Origin of the sequence: Streptomyces sp. NPDC093064, assembly GCF_044754605.1 — a bacterium.
GTDB lineage: Bacteria > Actinomycetota > Actinomycetes > Streptomycetales > Streptomycetaceae > Streptomyces.
Genome location: NZ_JBIVPK010000018.1, coordinates 1 through 17,232, shown reverse-complemented (window position 1 = coordinate 17,232; position 17,232 = coordinate 1). Strand labels below are relative to the sequence as shown.

General features: G+C 70.7%; 7 protein-coding genes and 2 pseudogenes. 4 read left to right on the top strand and 5 right to left on the bottom strand.

Going from position 1 to position 17,232, the window contains the following annotated elements; genetic code table 11:
• The first annotated feature begins 535 nt into the window (after positions 1–535).
• Complete coding sequence (locus ACIQFZ_RS22135; protein WP_383060797.1) at positions 536–2,062, top strand: FAD-binding oxidoreductase; 1,527 nt, start codon at positions 536–538, stop codon at positions 2,060–2,062.
• 269 nt (positions 2,063–2,331) lie between these two features.
• On the opposite strand, the pseudogene ACIQFZ_RS22130 reads toward ACIQFZ_RS22135, so the two are convergent.
• Positions 2,332–2,465: pseudogene (locus ACIQFZ_RS22130) on the bottom strand (IS1380 family transposase); the annotation flags it as partial.
• A 543-nt stretch (positions 2,466–3,008) separates the two neighbouring features.
• Between ACIQFZ_RS22130 and ACIQFZ_RS22125 the strand changes: the two are divergent.
• Positions 3,009–3,818: a DUF427 domain-containing protein gene (locus ACIQFZ_RS22125; RefSeq protein ID WP_383060809.1), complete on the top strand. Its 810-nt coding sequence runs from the start codon at positions 3,009–3,011 to the stop codon at positions 3,816–3,818.
• 110 nt (positions 3,819–3,928) lie between these two features.
• On the opposite strand, the gene ACIQFZ_RS22120 is transcribed toward ACIQFZ_RS22125, so the two are convergent.
• The 4 genes from ACIQFZ_RS22120 to ACIQFZ_RS22105 form a co-directional block, all read right to left on the bottom strand.
• Complete coding sequence (locus ACIQFZ_RS22120) at positions 3,929–5,647, bottom strand: L-lactate permease (RefSeq protein WP_402691966.1); 1,719 nt, start codon at positions 5,645–5,647, stop codon at positions 3,929–3,931.
• Positions 5,648–5,777: 130 nt separating this feature from the next.
• Positions 5,778–6,002, bottom strand: coding sequence for a hypothetical protein (locus ACIQFZ_RS22115; RefSeq protein ID WP_365432576.1), 225 nt, complete (start codon positions 6,000–6,002; stop codon positions 5,778–5,780).
• 126 nt (positions 6,003–6,128) lie between these two features.
• Complete coding sequence (locus ACIQFZ_RS22110; protein ID WP_402691965.1) at positions 6,129–7,973, bottom strand: ABC transporter ATP-binding protein; 1,845 nt, start codon at positions 7,971–7,973, stop codon at positions 6,129–6,131.
• Positions 7,954–9,702, bottom strand: a complete 1,749-nt coding sequence (locus ACIQFZ_RS22105; protein ID WP_402691964.1) for an ABC transporter ATP-binding protein — start codon at positions 9,700–9,702, stop codon at positions 7,954–7,956. The genes ACIQFZ_RS22110 and ACIQFZ_RS22105 overlap by 20 nt, the downstream gene beginning before the upstream one ends.
• A 286-nt stretch (positions 9,703–9,988) precedes the next feature.
• Between ACIQFZ_RS22105 and ACIQFZ_RS22100 the strand changes: the two genes are divergently transcribed.
• Positions 9,989–11,023: a GDP-mannose 4,6-dehydratase gene (locus tag ACIQFZ_RS22100; RefSeq protein WP_376399332.1), complete on the top strand. Its 1,035-nt coding sequence runs from the start codon at positions 9,989–9,991 to the stop codon at positions 11,021–11,023.
• 168 nt (positions 11,024–11,191) lie between these two features.
• Positions 11,192–17,232: pseudogene (locus tag ACIQFZ_RS22095) on the top strand (type I polyketide synthase); the annotation flags it as partial.

The following is a 17,232-nucleotide window of genomic DNA, read 5'->3' as shown; positions in this document are numbered from 1 at the left end:
CCGCTCCACGGTGTGTGGGTCGACGGCGGACGGGATGGGAGCTGGGGAGAGTGGTGGGCTGGTGTCGCTTGAAGGACGCTAGCCGTGGGGAAAGCTCGGAATTATATAGGCACCCACTGGCAACGCGGGAAGTAGGAGCAGGGTATTCCGGGGGTTCGCCAGGCGGAGAGTGGTGATTACGGGGGCACGCCCACAAATTCTTATCAGAAAGGCGGTTCGTCGGGCCATTGCGAGATGCTGACCTGACTAGCAAGATCGGCGAGCCCATCATCTTTGAGAGCACCCGCGTATTCTGACCGCTTGGACCAAGGGATAGCTTCGAGCAGGACGCGGTGCATCCCAAACCGGTTATGACGGGATCCCGCTGAGTTACTCCTTCAGGCTGTCGCCATCGTCCTCAATTGGCGTGTCGGGAAACACCGCATGGTCGCCCCGTTACCGTGCGGGGGTCGACCACAAAGGACTGCCCGGCGGCTGGCGGGTAAAGGCTCCCTCAGCCGCGTACCGGCGTAGCCCGATCGAGAGGATCTGGACCTTGAGCGATTTTTCCCGCCGCTACCTGCTCAGGGCGTCAGCGGCCGTCGGCGCCGGGGCGGTCGTCGTCCCGGGCCTTACGGCCGCAGGCGCGCCGGACATTGCGGCCGCGAGCACCTCGGGCCTTCTGGCCGCGAGCGACCCGACTAAAGGGTCGTCGGGATGTCCGCCGGCGAAGCTGACCGGTCACGTCGTCCGCCCCGGTGACGCCTCGTACACGGATGATCGCATCGACTACGACCAGCTGTTCTCTCACTACCCGCTGGTCATCGTCTTCGCCCAGAAGACCCAGGACGTGGTGAACGCCCTCACCTGGGCGCGGCAGCACAACGTCGCACTGCGAGTACGCAGCGGCCGCCACGCCCTGGAGGGCTGGTCGAACATCGACAACGGCATCGTGATCGACGTCAGCCAGCTCAAGTCGGTCCACATCGACACCCACGCTCGTATCGCGACGGTCGGCGCCGGCCTGACCCAGTTGGAAGCGGTGACGACGCTCGCCAAGCAGGACCTCGCGGTCACGACCGGAAGCGAGGGCAGCGTCGGCTTGGTCGGTGCGACGGTCGGCGGCGGCCTTGGCCCCCTCAACCGCTATCTCGGCATGGCCTGCGACAGCCTGATCGGGACCGAGGTCGTCGTCCCGTCGGGTCGCGACTGCGCCAAGGTGATCCATGCCGACCTGAAGGACCACTCAGACCTGCTCTGGGCGCTCCGTGGGGCGGGAAACGGCAACTTCGGAATCGTCACGCAACTCACCTACAAGGTGCACCCGCTCAAGCGCATCGCCTATGTGCAGGCGACCTGGGACGGCCTTACGGACCTGCATGGGATCTTCGATGCATGGCAGCGTACGGTACCGTTCGCCGACAACCGCCTCGGATCCGAAGTCGAGATCCACAAGTCCCAGATCCTGCTGTTCGCGTGGCTCGCGGAGGGCACGGCGGCAGAGGCCAAAAAGATGCTGGCCCCGATCCTGTCGATCGGCACGCCCGATGTGAAGGTGCAGGTCGGTAACTGGGGCCCCATCTTTGCCGGAGCCCAGGTCCCGCGCTCGCAGGAGCCCGCCAACGTGAAGTTCTTCTCACAGTTCGCCAAGAAGCTGTTCCCGAAGAAGGCGATCGACGTCATCGGCCACTACATGCGAAACGCTCCCACGGAGGACAGCAACTACTTCATCGATGCCTTCGGCGGGGCGATCAAGAAGGAGCCCCGCGGCGGCACCGCGTTCGTGCACCGCGACGCGATCTTCTACGGCGAGATCGGCGCAGCCTGGGGAACTCCTTCAACGACACCAGGCGTCTGCGACCCGCTCACCTCGACGTGCCAGGCCTGGACCGCCGAATTCAGCCAGGCGATGCGCAGCTTCGTGGACGGCGCCTACGTCAACGTGCCGAACGTCGGCATGCAGGAGTGGGAGACCGCCTACTGGGGGAGACGCCACTTCGAGCGGCTGCGCGAGATCAAGGCGAAGTACGACCCCTACAACGTCTTCCAGTACGAGCAGAGCATCCCGCCCGCGTCACGCTGATCGAACAGTTCGCCGTCGGGGCCCCGCCCCGGTCAGGCTCGGCCTTTCACGCAGAAGGGCCCGACGCAGTCGAAGGGGTGTCGTTAGCCTCGATCTTGCATGAGGGATCGTCAGCTTGCTGACGATCCCTTTGCTCGTTCAGAGTGAAGATTACTGCTTGCGGGCAGGGCTGATGGTCCGGCTGTCGTGCCGGGTGGGCGCCGGGTTCCACGCCTCCGGTTGTGAGGGTGCTGATAGCAGGGATGGGATGCTGCTGGTCAGCCAGGGTTGGGCAGAGCTTCGAGCCGGTCGAGGGCGATCTGGATGATCTCCAGCCAGATCTGGCTCTGGGGCGTGTCGTGCAGGGCAGGTTGCGCAGGCCGGTGGAACGGGCGGCGCGGATGCGGTCCTCGGCGCGGACGCGGGGTGCTGACATCAGCAGCTGACATCAACAAGCACGGACAGCGGTGCATAGTCACGGACGGTTACCTGAAGCAAGGTGCGACGTTGGTGCATTGGATGGCTTCTGCGACTTGATCGACTGCGACCTGCACGCGCCTACGGATCAGAAGGGTTCTGACATCCACGGCTGACATCAACGACGCCGGACGGGGGCGTACACCAGCACCTCTGTCTGGCCGCCGCACCAGTCGATGACGGCCGCCGGAGCGGACTCGGATCGAACTCCTAAAGCGGTGTTCTCGGGGGTCTCTTCCTCCAGGCGTGCCCCAGGGGTGTCCAGCAATGGCCTCGCCCGCCGCCTTGACCAGTCGGACCGTCGCGGTCAGGGGCACCTTGTCGAACTCAGGTGAGGTGATCAGGCCTTCCTGAGGGTGGGAGATCGACGGCACGGTGAGCAACTGATCACCAGGCTCGCCTGCCGGATGACTGCAGGGGTGGCCGGTTCGTGCGTCCGTCGGAGAAGCTGGGTGTACGGAAGCGGCAGAGCGGACTGAGGTGGTCGGCGATGGCGGACGAGAGTGTGGACTACCCGGGTCTCATCGTCCCGGCCGGGCATGTCGAGCCGGTGCCGCGGCGCATCCGTGCGCAGGTCGGCGGCCGGTGGGTGTTCGACACCCGGCGGGCGTTGTACGTGTGGGAGTGGCCCGGCTATCCGCAGTACAGCATTCCGCTGCGGGATCTGGCCGAGGGCGTCCTGACCGACGACGGCCGCGCCGGCCGGCTGGGCCCCGGCCCCGCGCGGCGGCACTCGCTGCGGGTCGGCTCCGAGGTCCGCGAGGGTGCGGCGTGGGTCTGGGACGAGGGAGCCCCGAAGGCGCTCATCAGCACCGCCCGTTTCCGGTGGGACGCGCTCGACGCGTGGTACGAGGAGGAAGAGCAAGTCTTCGTGCACCCGAGGAGCCCGTACACCCGGGTGGATGCGCTGCGCTCGTCCAGCAGCGTGCGCGTCGAGGTGGACGGCACCGTCCTGGCCGACGCGCCGTCCTCGGTGAAGCTCTTCGAAACCGGCCTGCCGACCCGTTACTACGTCGAGCGCGCCTTTGTCGACTGGACCCGGCTGCGTTCCTCGGCCACGGTGACGGCGTGCCCGTACAAGGGGAGGACCAGCGGGTATTGGTCGTTCGTGAGCGGAGCCGTCGCCCATGACGATGTCGCCTGGGCGTACGACTTCCCGACGGTGTCGTGCTCCGCCATCGCGGGGATGGTCGCGTTCTACAACGAGCACGTCGACCTGTACGTAGACGACGTCCTGCTCCCGCGGCCCACCGCACTCTCGCGGGCTCAGTGGGACAAACAGCAGCGGGCGCGTTCCTGAGCCGCTCACCGGCGCCCACGGATCGGGGTGGACGGCATGTCCATGGTGGAAGTCGTGCAGCCGCTGGTGCCGCCGGTGCACCGGCGTGCACGGGGCCGCACACCCTCCTGTCAGGGTGCGGTTGCCGGCGTGTCCACGACCATCCAGTCGAGCACCGGGGTGCTCTGCAGGTAGATCAGTCCGCACATGAAGAGCATGAAGACCACGCTCCACACGATGACCCGGCGGAAGAGGATCCCCTCTCGGCCCTCGAAACCGACCGCGGCCGCGGCGATGGCGAGGTTCTGCGGGGAGATCATCTTGCCGAGCACGCCACCGGAGGAGTTGGCCGCGGCCATGAGGGTGGGCGACAGGCCGGCCTGGTGGGCGGCGGTGATCTGCAGGGCGCCGAACAGGGAGTTGGAGGAGGTGTCGGAGCCGGTGACGGCAACACCCAGCCAGCCGAGGACAGGTGACAGGAGGGCGAAGGACCCGCCGGCGCCGGCCATCCACAGACCCAGTGTGGTGGTCTCACCGGACTCGTTCATGATGTAGCCGAGTCCCAGCACCAGCATGACGGTGAGCACCGCGAACTTCAGCTGGTTCAGGGTGCGTCCATAGGCGCGCAGCGCGCGGCGCGGGCCGACCTGGAGCAGCACCACGCTGATCAGGCCGGCTATCAGCAGCAGACTCCCGGCCGCCGAGAGGTAGTTGAGTTTGAAGGTGGTGGCGACCGGGTCGCCGTTCGGTTTGACGATGTGCAGCCCCGGCCAGTCGACGATGTGCGTCACCGACTCCAGGCCGGTACCGGTCGTGCCGACCTTGGTCGGCGCCTTTCCGGTGATCGCCGCGACCCGGGTGGCCAGCACGAACACCACGATGATGGCCAAGTAGGGCGCGTATGCCTTGAAGACGTCCAGTGGCCCGTCGTGCGTGTCGCGGTCGGCGTCCGCGTCCGCTTCGCCGCCGGCGCTGCCGAGGTCGCCGCCGGGACCGTCGTCCTCGTCGTTCTCCTGGTACGTCTCCTCGGCGTGCCACACCCGGGTGAACGCCAGCACCGCCAGCGCGGAGGCGAGCGCGGCGACGATGTCGGCGAGCGGCACGGACCAGAAGTTCGAGGACAGGTACTGGAAGACCGCGAAGGACACGCCGCACACCACTGCCGGCGGCCAGGTCTGCCGCAGCCCTCGTCGGCCGTCCACGATGAACACCAGAGCCAGCGGCACGAACAGCGCCAGGATCGGCGTCTGCCGGCCGACCATCGCGCCGAGGTCGTCCACGGGCAGACCGGTGACGCCCGCCAGTGTGGTGATCGGCACGGCTATCGCGCCGAACGCCACGGGTGCGGTGTTGGCGACCAGAGCGACAGTGGCCGCCTTGAGCGGCTTGAAGCCCAGGGCGATCAGCATGACCGCACTGATCGCGACGGGAGTGCCGAAACCGGCCAGCGCCTCCATGAGAGCGCCGAAGGAGAAGGCGATGATGATCGCTTGCACCCGCTGGTCGTCGCTGATGGACGCGAAGGACCTGCGCAGTACGTCGAAGTGGCCTGTTTCGACAGTGAGGTTGTAGACCCAGATCGCGTTGATGACGATCCACATGATCGGGAAGAAGCCGAACGCGGCGCCCAGCAGCCCGCTGTTGAGGGCGTCGGCGAGCGGCATCGAGTACACGGCGACCGCGAGCACCACGGCGACGACAAGAGAGATCAGTGACGCCAGCCACGCCTTCATCCGCACCACGCCGAGCAGCACGAACAGGACCAGCAGCGGAAGGATCGCGATGATGGACGACAGCCCGAGCGAATGGCCCACCGGACTGTAGTCCTGCTGATAGTTGGCGAGGATCATGTAGCACCCTTTTCTACGACACCGGAGAGGAGGGGGCTGTGCCACGGATCGGCGCCGGGGTGGTCTGTGTGGCCGTGCAGACCATGAACCGGGCCTCGCCGACCCGTCCCGCTCGGCCGAGATCGGCCGGTCACCCCCGTGGGCGACGGCCGGCGGCGACTGCTCGGCCACCTTCGACGGGCAACTCGGCCCCCTGCTGCGACTGCACCGCCCTCCCCGGCACCAGGACGGCAAGGGTGCTGCGCGCTTCTCGCCGCAGCGTGCGGCGTCGGGCGAAGGTCGCGGTCAGGGCGAGGATCGAGACCGTGCCCCCGTAGAACACGGCGGCCATCGTGGAGAGGAGCCCGATCGTCATCGGGCACGCACCTTTCTTCCCCCGTTCGGCCCGCCCGGCTCACAGGGCCCTGGGCGGGTGCTGATGCGTTTCCTCCCCACCATACGCACGTCGTCAACTCCCCGTCGCGCGCCGCCGGTCAGCCGGTCAGCCGGTCGTCGCGTCGGCGGTGGGGGCGGTGGCGCGGGCGGCGTGCAGGCGGGCGTAGGGGCCCCGCGCGTCGATGAGCTGGTCGTGGGTGCCCTGCTCGACGATCCGGCCGGACTCCATCACGACGATGACGTCGGCGTCCCGGATGGTGGACAGGCGGTGCGCGATGACGAAGCTCGTCCGGCCCGCCCGCAGGGTGTTCATGGCCCGCTGGATCAGCAACTCGGTGCGGGTGTCCACGGAGCTGGTCGCCTCGTCCAGGATGAGCACGGCGGGCCGGGCGAGGAACGCCCTCGCCACCGTGATCAGCTGCTTCTCTCCGGCGCTGACACCGCCGGACTCGTCGTCCAGGACCGTGTCGTACCCCTGCGACAGCGTGCGGATGAAGCGGTCGGCGCAGGTCGCGCGGGCCGCCTCCACCACGTCCGCGCGGGTCGCGCCCGGGGACCCGTAGGCGATGTTCTCGGCGATCGTTCCCTTGAACAGCCAGGTGTCCTGGAGGACGAGGCCGAAGCGGGAGCGCAGGTCGTCGCGGTTCATCGCGGCGATGTCGGTGCCGTCCAGGAGGATGCGGCCCGAGTCGATCTCGTAGAAGCGCATCAGCAGGTTGGCCACCGTGGTCTTGCCGGCGCCGCTCTGGCCGACGATCGCCACCGTGCTGCCGGGTTCCACGGACAGGGACAGTCCCTCGATGAGGGGTACGTCGGGGGAGTAGCGGAACGACACGTCCTGGAACTCCACCCGGCCCGTGGCGCGTTCCGGAGCGGGCGGGCGGCGCGGTTCGGGATCCTGCTCCGGCGCGTCGAGCAGCGTGAACACCCGCTGCGCGGAGGCCACCCCGGACTGCAGGCGGCCCGCGACCGAGGCGATCTCCACGATCGGCTGGCTGAACTGCCGTGCGTACAGAATGAACGCCTGCACGTCGCCCAGTGTCAGCGAGCCGTCCACGACCTTCCAGGCACCGACGACGGCGACCGCGACATAGCCGAGGTTGGCGACGAACATCATCACGGGCTCGATCGCGCCGGACGCGAACTGCGCTCCGGCACCGGCCCGGTACACCGCCTCGTTGCGCTCGTCGAAGCGCCGCTCGGCCTCCGCCCGCCGGTCGAAGGCCTTCACCAGCGCGTGCCCGGCGCACATCTCCTCGACATGCGCGGTCAGGGTGCCGCTCGCGGCCCACTGGGCGGCGTACCGCGGCTGGGCCCGCTTGGCGATCCAGGCGGCGAGCAGCCCCGACACCGGGACGCTCAGCAGCATCACCCCGGCCAGTGAAGGCGAGATGATCAGCATCATGGACAACATGATGACCAGCGAGAACACGGAGCTGATCAGGTCGGTCAGGGTCTGCTGGAGGGTCTGCTGGAGGTTGTCGATGTCGTCCGTGCTGCGGCTGAGCGTCTCGCCCGCCGGCTGCCGGTCGAAGTGGCGCAGCGGCAGCCGCGCCAGTTTCTCCTGCGCCCGGTGCCTCAGGTCGTGGATGAGCAGGCGGACCACCGATGCGACCAGCCAGTTCTGGACCAGCATGAACACCGACGCCAGCACGTACAGAACCAGCAGGATCAGCAGCAGCCGGCCGAGTGCCCCGAAGTCGACGCCCGGGACCGGTCCGCCGTGCCCGAGGACGCCGTCGGCGATCAGGTCGGTGACGCGGCCCAGCAGCAGCGGGCCGAAGGCGTTGAGGAGGATGCCGACGACACCCGCCGCCAGGGCGAGGCCCACGGACCGGCGGTGCGGGCGCAGCAGACCGGCGAGCCGGCGGACCGGCCGGTCCGATTCGTGCGCCTCTTCGTGCGCCTCCTCGTGCTCCTGTTCGTGCTTCTCAGGAACGTCCGGCGCCATGAGCGGTTTCCTCTCGGGTGCGCTGCGAGAGCGCGATCTCGCGGTAGGTGGGACTGTCGCGCAGCAGCGCGTCATGGGTGCCGGTGGCGGCGATGCCCCCCTGGTCCAGGACGACGATCCGGTCGGCGTCGCGTACGGAGGCCACGCGCTGCGCCACGGTGATCACGGTGGCGCCCGCCGTGTGGGGCACGAGGGCCTCCCGCAGCGCCGCCTCCGTGCTCTGGTCGAGCGCGGAGAAGGAGTCGTCGAAGAGATAGACGGCGGGGCGGCGCAGCAGCACCCGTGCGATCGCCAGCCGCTGGCGCTGGCCGCCCGAGACGGTGGTGCCGCCCTGGGCGATCTCCGCGTCGAGGCCGCCGAGCCGGGCCACGAAGTCGTCCGCCTGGGCGACCCGCAGCACCTCCCACAGCTCCTCGTCCGTGGCGTCCGGCCGGCCGAAGCGCAGATTGGTCGCGACGGTCCCGGCGAACAGGTACGGCCGCTGCGGCACGTAGCCCACGGCGTCGGCCAGCACCGACGGGTCCAGTGCGCGCACATCCGTGCCGCCGATCCGCACCTCGCCCGCGGTCGCGTCGACCAGCCGCAGGATCAGCTGCAGCAGCGTGGTCTTGCCGGAGCCGGTGCTGCCGAGGACCGCGACCCGGTCACCGGGCTTCAGCGTCAGCGACAGGTCCCGCAGCACGGCGTTCTCGGCGCCCGGGTAGCGGAACTCGGCGTCCAGCAGTTCGACCTGCCCGGCGGGACCCGCCATGGGCCGCGGCGCGGTGGGCGGGACGACATCGGTCTTCGCGTCGAGGACCTCCGTGATCCGCTCCGCGCACACCCGGGCCCGTGGCACGTTCAGGAACACGAAGGCGAGCATCACCACGGACATCAGGATGAGCGACAGATAGCTGAGGAAGGCGCTGAGCGAGCCGATCTGCATGCTGCCCGAGTCGATCCGCCGCGCCCCCACCCACAGCAGCGCCAGGGTGAAGAGGTTCATCAGCAGCAGGACCGACGGCAGCATCACCGCGATGAGCCGGCCCACCCCCAGGGACAGGCCGAAGAGCTCCTCGTTGGTGCGGGTGAAGCGCTCGCCCTCGTAGGAGTCGCGGGCGAAGGAGCGCACCACGCGCACCCCGGTGATCCGCTCCCGCAGCAGCCGCCCCAGCCGGTCAAGCGTCCGCTGCAGCCGGGCGTACAGCGCGGCCATGCGGGCCAGCAGGAAACCGAAGCAGACGCCCACCACCAGCACCATCGGGACGAGGACCAGAGCCATCGGCACGTCCTGGCGCAGCGCGAGCACCACACTGCCCAGGCACATCAGGGGGGCCGCGACGAAGATGCCGAGCCCGGACTGGGCGAGGTTCTGCACCTGCTGCACGTCGTTCACCGAGCGGGTCAGCAGGGACGGGGTGCCGAAGCGGCCGATCTCGCGGGCGGAGAAGTCCAGCACGCGGCGGAAGACCGCGGAGCGCAGGTCCCGCCCGAGGGCGGTGGAGGTGCGCGCGCCCAGGGCCGCGGCACCCAGCGCCGCGGCGATCTGCACCAGCGCCACCACCGCCATCGCCGCGCCGATGGCGCCGATGCGGTCGCTGTTCTCGCGGACGACTCCCTCGTCGATGAGCGCGGCGCCCAGCGTCGGCAGCAGCAGCGTGCCGAGGATCTGCACCAGATGCAGGGCGACCAGAGCGGCAACGGACCCCGCGTAGGGGCGCAGTCGTGTGCGCATGAGTCTCAACAGCACGGAATGACACCCCGGTTGACGGCGGCCAGTAGCCGCCCGTTGGAACGGAGTCGGCCGGCACGCCGACCGGGTCATTGGATCCCGCACCGCACCCGGATTTCCCTAGTGTTCGCCCCGGCCGCATCGGTCCACCCGGGAATTCCCTAGTAAGTTCGAGAAGCGTTGACATTGACTTCCGCCGCTTGGGAACGTGCCGGTGTCTTTCGTCCGGACAGCTTTCTCGAGGCCAGGTCGTCGACCGAGCGCAGCGTTTGGACGGTCTCTTTGCGGTTGAGATGGGAGTGAAATGCCCAAGCGCGCACTGATCACCGGAATTACCGGTCAGGACGGGTCCTATCTGGCGGAGCACCTGCTGTCGCAGGGGTACCAGGTGTGGGGTCTCATCCGTGGCCAGGCCAACCCCCGCAAGTCCCGGGTGAGCCGCCTCGTTTCCGAACTGTCCTTCGTGGACGGGGACCTCATGGACCAGGCCAGCCTGGTCTCGGCGGTCGACAGAGTACAGCCGGACGAGGTGTACAACCTCGGCGCGATCTCGTTCGTGCCGATGTCCTGGCAGCAGGCCGAGCTGGTCACCGAGGTGAACGGCATGGGCGTGCTGCGGGTCCTGGAGGCCATCCGCATGGTGAGCGGGCTGAGCATGTCCCGCACCGCGGGTCCCGAGGGCCAGATCCGCTTCTACCAGGCGTCCTCCTCGGAGATGTTCGGCAAGGTCGCCGAGACGCCGCAGCGGGAGACCACACTCTTCCACCCGCGCAGCCCCTACGGCGCGGCCAAGGCATACGGTCACTTCATCACCCGCAACTACCGCGAGTCGTTCGGTATGTACGCGGTCTCCGGAATGCTGTTCAACCACGAATCACCCCGTCGCGGCCAGGAGTTCGTGACCCGAAAGATCTCTCTCGCGGTCGCCCGCATCAAGCTGGGGCTCCAGGACGAACTGGCCCTCGGCAACATGGACGCGGTCCGCGACTGGGGCTACGCGGGCGACTACGTCCGCGCCATGCACCTGATGCTCCAGCAGGACGCCGGCGACGACTACGTGATCGGCACCGGCGAGATGCACACCGTGCGCGACGCGGTCCGCTACGCCTTCGAGCACGTGGGCCTCGACTGGGAGGACCACGTCGTCATCGACCCCGACCTCGTGCGGCCCGCCGAGGTCGAGGTGCTGTGCGCCGACAGCGCCAAGGCGCAGGCCCAACTGGGCTGGAAGCCGAGTGTCGATTTCCCGGAACTCATGCGGATGATGGTCGACGCCGACCTGGCGCTCGTTTCCCGGCAGAACGAACTCGACGACCTTCTGCTGGCGCACAGCTGGTAACGGGCGAAAGCCCCTCCAAGTTCTAGGGATTTCCTGCCGGGCCTCCCTCCAGACTCGCCTCATGGCTTCTCCCGCCGGGGAGAGCCATGTGGCGAGTCGGTGTTCTGCAGCACGGCGCAGAGATTTCGGCGATGCGTGTACGGCCGTCGGCCGTCGGGATGGGTTGAGATGGACAACGAACAGAAGCTCCGGGATTACCTCAAGCTTGCGACCGCCGATCTGCGACGCGCGCGGCGGCGCGTGAGCGAGCTGGAGTCGGCAGCCCAGGAGCCGATCGCCATCGTCGGCATGACCTGTCGCTACCCCGGTGGCGTCAGCAGCCCCGAGGACCTGTGGCGGATGGTCGAGGCCGGCGAGAACGGCGTCACCCCGTTCCCCGCCGACCGCGGCTGGGACAGGGAGGCGCTCTCCTCCTCGCCGACCTCCCGCGGTGGATTCCTCCACGACGCGACGGACTTCGACGCGGACTTCTTCGGCATCTCGCCGCGCGAGGCGGTCGCCATGGACCCGCAGCAGCGGGTCGTCCTGGAGTCCGCCTGGGAGGCGTTCGAGCGCGCCGGCATCGACCCCACCTCCGTCAAGGGCAGCCGCACCGGCGTCTTCATCGGCGCCATGGCCCAGGACTACCGGGTCGGCCCCGCCGACGGCGCCGAGGGCTTCCAGCTCACCGGCAACACCGGCAGCGTGCTGTCCGGCCGCATCTCGTACACCTTCGGCACGGTGGGTCCCGCCGTCACCGTCGACACCGCCTGCTCCTCCTCCCTGGTCGCCCTCCACCTCGCCACCCAGGCGCTGCGCGCGGGCGAGTGCACCCTCGCCCTCGCGGGCGGCGTCACCGTCATGTCAGGCCCCGGCACCTTCATCGAGATGGGCCGCCAGGGCGGACTGTCCACCGACGGCCGCTGCCGCTCCTTCGGCGACACCGCCGACGGCACCGGCTGGGCCGAGGGCGTCGGCATCCTCGTCCTGGAGCGCCTGTCCGACGCGATCCGCAACGGCCGCGAGATCCTCGCCGTCGTCCGCGGCACCGCCGTGAACCAGGACGGCGCCTCCAACGGCCTCACCGCCCCCAACGGCCCCTCGCAGCAGGCGGTCATCGAGCAGGCCCTCGTCAACGCCCGGCTCTCCGCGAGCGACATCGACGTCGTCGAGGCGCACGGCACCGGCACCACCCTCGGCGACCCCGTCGAGGCGCAGGCGCTGCTCGCCACCTACGGGCAGCACCGCGACGAGGACAAGCCGCTGCTGCTCGGCTCGGTGAAGTCCAACATCAGCCACACCCAGGCCGCCGCCGGTGTCGCCGGTGTCATCAAGATGGTCATGGCGATGCGGCACGGCGTGCTGCCCCGCACCCTCCTCGCCGAGGAGCCCACCCGCCACGTCGACTGGTCCCAGGGCGCCGTCCGCGTCCTCACCGAGAACACCGACTGGCCCGCCACCGGCGCCCCCCGCCGCGCGGCCGTCTCCTCCTTCGGCATCAGCGGCACCAACGCCCACACCATCGTCGAGCAGGCGCCCGAGCCGGAGCCCGCCGACACCGAGGACGACACCCCGAGCACCCCGGCCGCCGTCACCGGTGCCGTGCCCGTGCTGCTCTCCGGCCGCGGCCCCGAGGTGCTGCGCGCCCAGGCCGCCGCCCTGCTCACCACCCTCGGCACCGGCACCCCGCCCGCGCTGACGGACACCGCCTACTCGCTCGCCACCACCCGCACCGCGTTCGAGCACCGGGCCGTCCTGCTCGCCGCGAGCCTGCCCGGCCTGACCGAGCGGCTGACCGCGATCGCCGACGGCACCGACCCGGCCGCCCTGGCCGACACCGTCACCGGCACCGCCCGCACCGAGACCCGCCTCGCCGTCCTGTTCACCGGACAGGGCGCCCAGCGCCTCGGCGCCGGCCGTGAACTCGCCACCCGCTTCCCGGTGTTCGCCGCCGCCCTGGACGCCGCCCTCGACGCCTTCACCCCTCACCTGGACGTGCCGCTGCGCGAGGTGCTGTGGGGCGAGGACGCCGCCTGCCTCGATCGCACCGAGTACGCGCAGCCCGCACTGTTCGCCGTCGAGGTCGCCCTCTACCGCCTGCTGGAGTCCTTCGAGGTCAAGCCGGACCACCTGGCCGGCCACTCCGTGGGCGAGATCGCCGCCGCGCACGTCGCCGGAGTGCTCTCCCTCGACGACGCGGCCACCCTGGTCGCCGCCCGCGGCCGTCTCATGCAGGCGCTGCCCGAGGGCGGCGCGATGGTCGCCGTGCGGGCGAGCGAGCAGGAGGTCGCCCCGCTGCTCGCCGGCCACGAGGACCTGGTGTCCCTCGCCGCCGTCAACGGCCCCTCCGCCGTCGTCCTCTCCGGCGACGACACCACCGTCACCGAACTGGCGGCCCGCCTGGCGGCCGACGGACGCAGGACGAGCAGACTGCGCGTCTCGCACGCCTTCCACTCGCCGCTCATGGCACCGATGCTCGACGAGTTCCGCGGCGTCGTCGAAGGCCTCACGCTGCACAGCCCGCTGCTGCCCGTCGTGTCCAACGTGACCGGTGAGCCGGCCACCGTCGCCCAGCTCACCTCGCCCGACTACTGGGTCGACCACGTCCGCCACGCCGTCCGCTTCGCCGACGGCATCGACTGGCTCGCCCGGCACGACGTCACCGCCTTCCTCGAACTCGGCCCCGACAGCGTCCTGTCCGCCATGGCACAGAACTGCCTGGACGCCGCCGGCTCCGACGCCGTCACCGTGCCCGCGCTGCGCGAGGGCCGCCCCGAGGACCACACCTTCACCGCCGCGCTCGCCGCGCTGCACGCCCACGGCACCACGCTGCGCTGGGACGCCTGCTTCACCGGCACCGGAGCCCGCCGCACCGACCTGCCGACGTACACCTTCCAGCGCCGCCGCTACTGGCCGCGCGCCGTCCAGGGCGGCGCCGCCGACCTGCGCTCCGTCGGACTCGGCGCCGCCCACCACCCGCTGCTGTCCGCCGCGGTCTCCCTCGCCGACTCCGAGGGGGCCCTGCTGACCGGCCGGATCTCCCTGCTCAGCCACCCGTGGCTCGCCGACCACACCGTCCGCGGCACCACCCTGCTGCCCGGCACCGCCTTCCTGGAGCTGGCCGTCCGCGCAGGCGACGAGGTCGGCTGCGACCGCGTCGACGAACTGACCCTGGCGGCGCCCCTCGTCCTGCCCGCGCAGGGCGGCGTCCAGGTGCAGCTGTGGATCGGCAACCCGGACGAGTCCGGCCGTCGCAGCATCACGGTCTACGGCCGCCCCGACGCCGACGAGGACGCCCCCTGGACGTCCCACGCCACCGGTGTGCTGTCCCCCTCGCGCGCCGCCACCGACTTCGACGCCACCGTCTGGCCCCCGGCCGACGCCGAGGCCCTCCCCGTGGACGGCCTCTACGAGCGGCTCGCCGACGGCGGCTTCGGCTACGGCCCGCTCTTCCAGGGCCTGCGCGCCGCCTGGCGCCGCGGCGACGAGGTCTTCGCCGAGGTCGTTCTGCCCGAGTCCGGCCACACCGACGCCCAGTCCTTCGGCCTGCATCCCGCGCTCCTCGACTCCGCCCTGCACGCCGCGTCGTTCGTCGACCTCGACGAGCGCGCCGCCGGCGGACTGCCCTTCTCCTGGGAGGGCGTGAGCCTGCACGCGAGCGGTGCCACCACCCTGCGGGTGCGGCTGGCCCCGGCGGCCGGTGACGCCGTCGCGATCGCCGTCGCCGACGACGCGGGACAGCTCGTCCTGTCCGCCGACTCGTTGATCCTGCGCGCGGTCGCGGCCCGCGAGATCGACGCCGCCGCCGCGCTGGTCCGCGACGCCCTGTTCCGCCTCGACTGGGTGCCCGTCACGGCCGCCGCCGCGTCCGGCACCGCCGCCCTCGTCGGCCAGGACCCCTTCGGCCTGCCCGCCCTGCCCCAGTTCGGCGACCTCGCCGTCCACCCGGACCTCGCGGCCCTCGCCGCCGCCGACGGCGCCGTCCCGGACACCGTCCTGCTGGCGCTCGCCGGCACCGGCCCGGACGCCGACCCGGTCACCGCCGCGCACCGCGCCGCCACCGACGCCCTCGCCGCCGTACAGACCTGGCTGGAGCAGGACGAGCGGTTCGCCGCCTCCCGGCTCGCCCTGGTCACCCGGGGCGCGACCACCGGCCACGACCCGGCCGCCGCCGCTGTCTGGGGCCTGGTGCGCTCCGCGCAGTCCGAGAACCCCGGCCGCTTCCTCCTCGTCGACCTCGACGCCGAGCAGGACCTGCCCGCCCTCCCGGCCGCCGCGCTCGCCTCCGACGAGCCGCAGCTCGCCGTGCGCGGCGACGAACTCCGCGCCGCCCGTCTGGTCCGTCGTCCCGCTCCCGCCGCCGATGCGGTTTCGGTGTTCGGTGGGGAGGGTGCGGTGCTGGTGACGGGTGGTACCGGTGGTCTGGGTGCGGTGCTGGCGCGTCATCTGGTGGCCGGGTACGGGGTGCGTGATCTGGTTCTGGTCAGTCGTCGTGGTGGTGCGGCCGCGGGTGCGGCCGAGCTGGTGGCGGAGTTGGCGGAGTCGGGTGCGCGGGTCACGGTCGTGGCGTGTGATGCGACGGATCGTGCGGCGGTGGCCGAGTTGGTGGCCGCGCATTCGGTGTCGGCGGTGGTGCACTGCGCCGGTGTGCTGGACGACGGCATGGTCGCCTCCCTCACCCCGGAGCGGCTGTCGGGTGTGCTGCGTCCGAAGGTGGACGCGGCCTGGAACCTGCACGAGGCCACGCGCGGTCTGGATCTGGACGCGTTCGTGGTGTTCTCGTCCGTGGCAGGCGTCTTCGGTAATGCCGGGCAGGCCAACTACGCGGCGGGCAATGCCTTCCTGGACGCCCTGATGGAGCACCGCCGTGCGGCCGGTCTGCCGGGTCTGTCGCTGGCCTGGGGACCCTGGGAGCGGACCGGCGGCATGACCGGCGACCTCTCCGAGGACGACCTGCGCCGCCTGGCCCGCATCGGCACCCCCGCCCTCACCGTCGAGCAGGGCCTCGCCCTCTTCGACGCCGCCCTCGACGGCGACGACGCCGCGCTCACCCCCGTCCGCCTGGACCTCTCCGTGCTGCGCGCCGCGGGCGACGTGCCGCCGCTGCTGCGCTCCCTCATCCGCGGCCGCTCCCGCCGTGCCGCCGTCGCCGGGTCCGCCACCGCCGGCGGCCTCGCTCAGCGCCTGGCCCGCCTGGACCGCGAGAGCCGCGACGAACTGGTCCTGGACCTCGTCCGCGGCCAGGTCGCCCTGGTGCTCGGCCACGCCACCGGCGCCGACATCGACGCCGGCCGCGCCTTCCGCGAGCTGGGCTTCGACTCCCTGACCGCCGTCGAGCTGCGCAACCGCCTGAACACGGTCACCGGACTGCGCCTGCCCGCCACCCTCGTCTTCGACTACCCGACGGTCAGCCACCTCGCCTCGTACATCCTGGACGAGCTCCTCGGCACCGAGGTCGAGGCGGAGGTCGTGCAGCGCGGCACGACGGTCGTGGCGGACGACCCGATCGTCATCGTGGGCATGGCCTGCCGTTACCCGGGCGGGGTGGCCTCGCCCGAGGACCTGTGGCGCCTGGTCACCGAGGGCACCGACGCCGTCTCCGGCTTCCCCACCAACCGCGGCTGGGACGTGGAGAACCTGTACCATCCGGACCCCGACCATCCCGGCACCGCGTACACCCGTTCCGGTGGGTTCCTGCACGAGGCGGGGGAGTTCGACCCCGGTTTCTTCGGGATGAGCCCGCGTGAGGCGCTGGCGACGGACTCGCAGCAGCGGTTGCTGCTGGAGGCGTCGTGGGAGGCGATCGAGCGGGCCGGTATCGACCCGGTCGGCCTGCGGGGCAGTGCGACCGGTGTGTTCGCCGGTGTGATGTACAGCGACTACAGCGCGATGCTCGCGAGCCCCGAGTTCGAGGGCTTCCAGGGCAGCGGCAGCTCACCGAGCCTCGCCTCGGGCCGCGTCTCCTACACACTGGGCCTGGAGGGGCCGGCGGTGACGGTGGACACGGCGTGTTCGTCGTCGCTGGTGGCGATGCACTGGGCGATGCAGGCCCTGCGGTCGGGTGAGATCTCGCTCGCCCTGGCCGGTGGTGTGACCGTGATGTCCACGCCCGCCGTGTTCGTGGACTTCGCGCGGCAGCGGGGTCTGTCGCCCGACGGGCGGTGCAAGGCGTTCTCGGACTCGGCGGACGGTGTCGGCTGGTCCGAGGGCGTGGGCATGCTGGTGCTTGA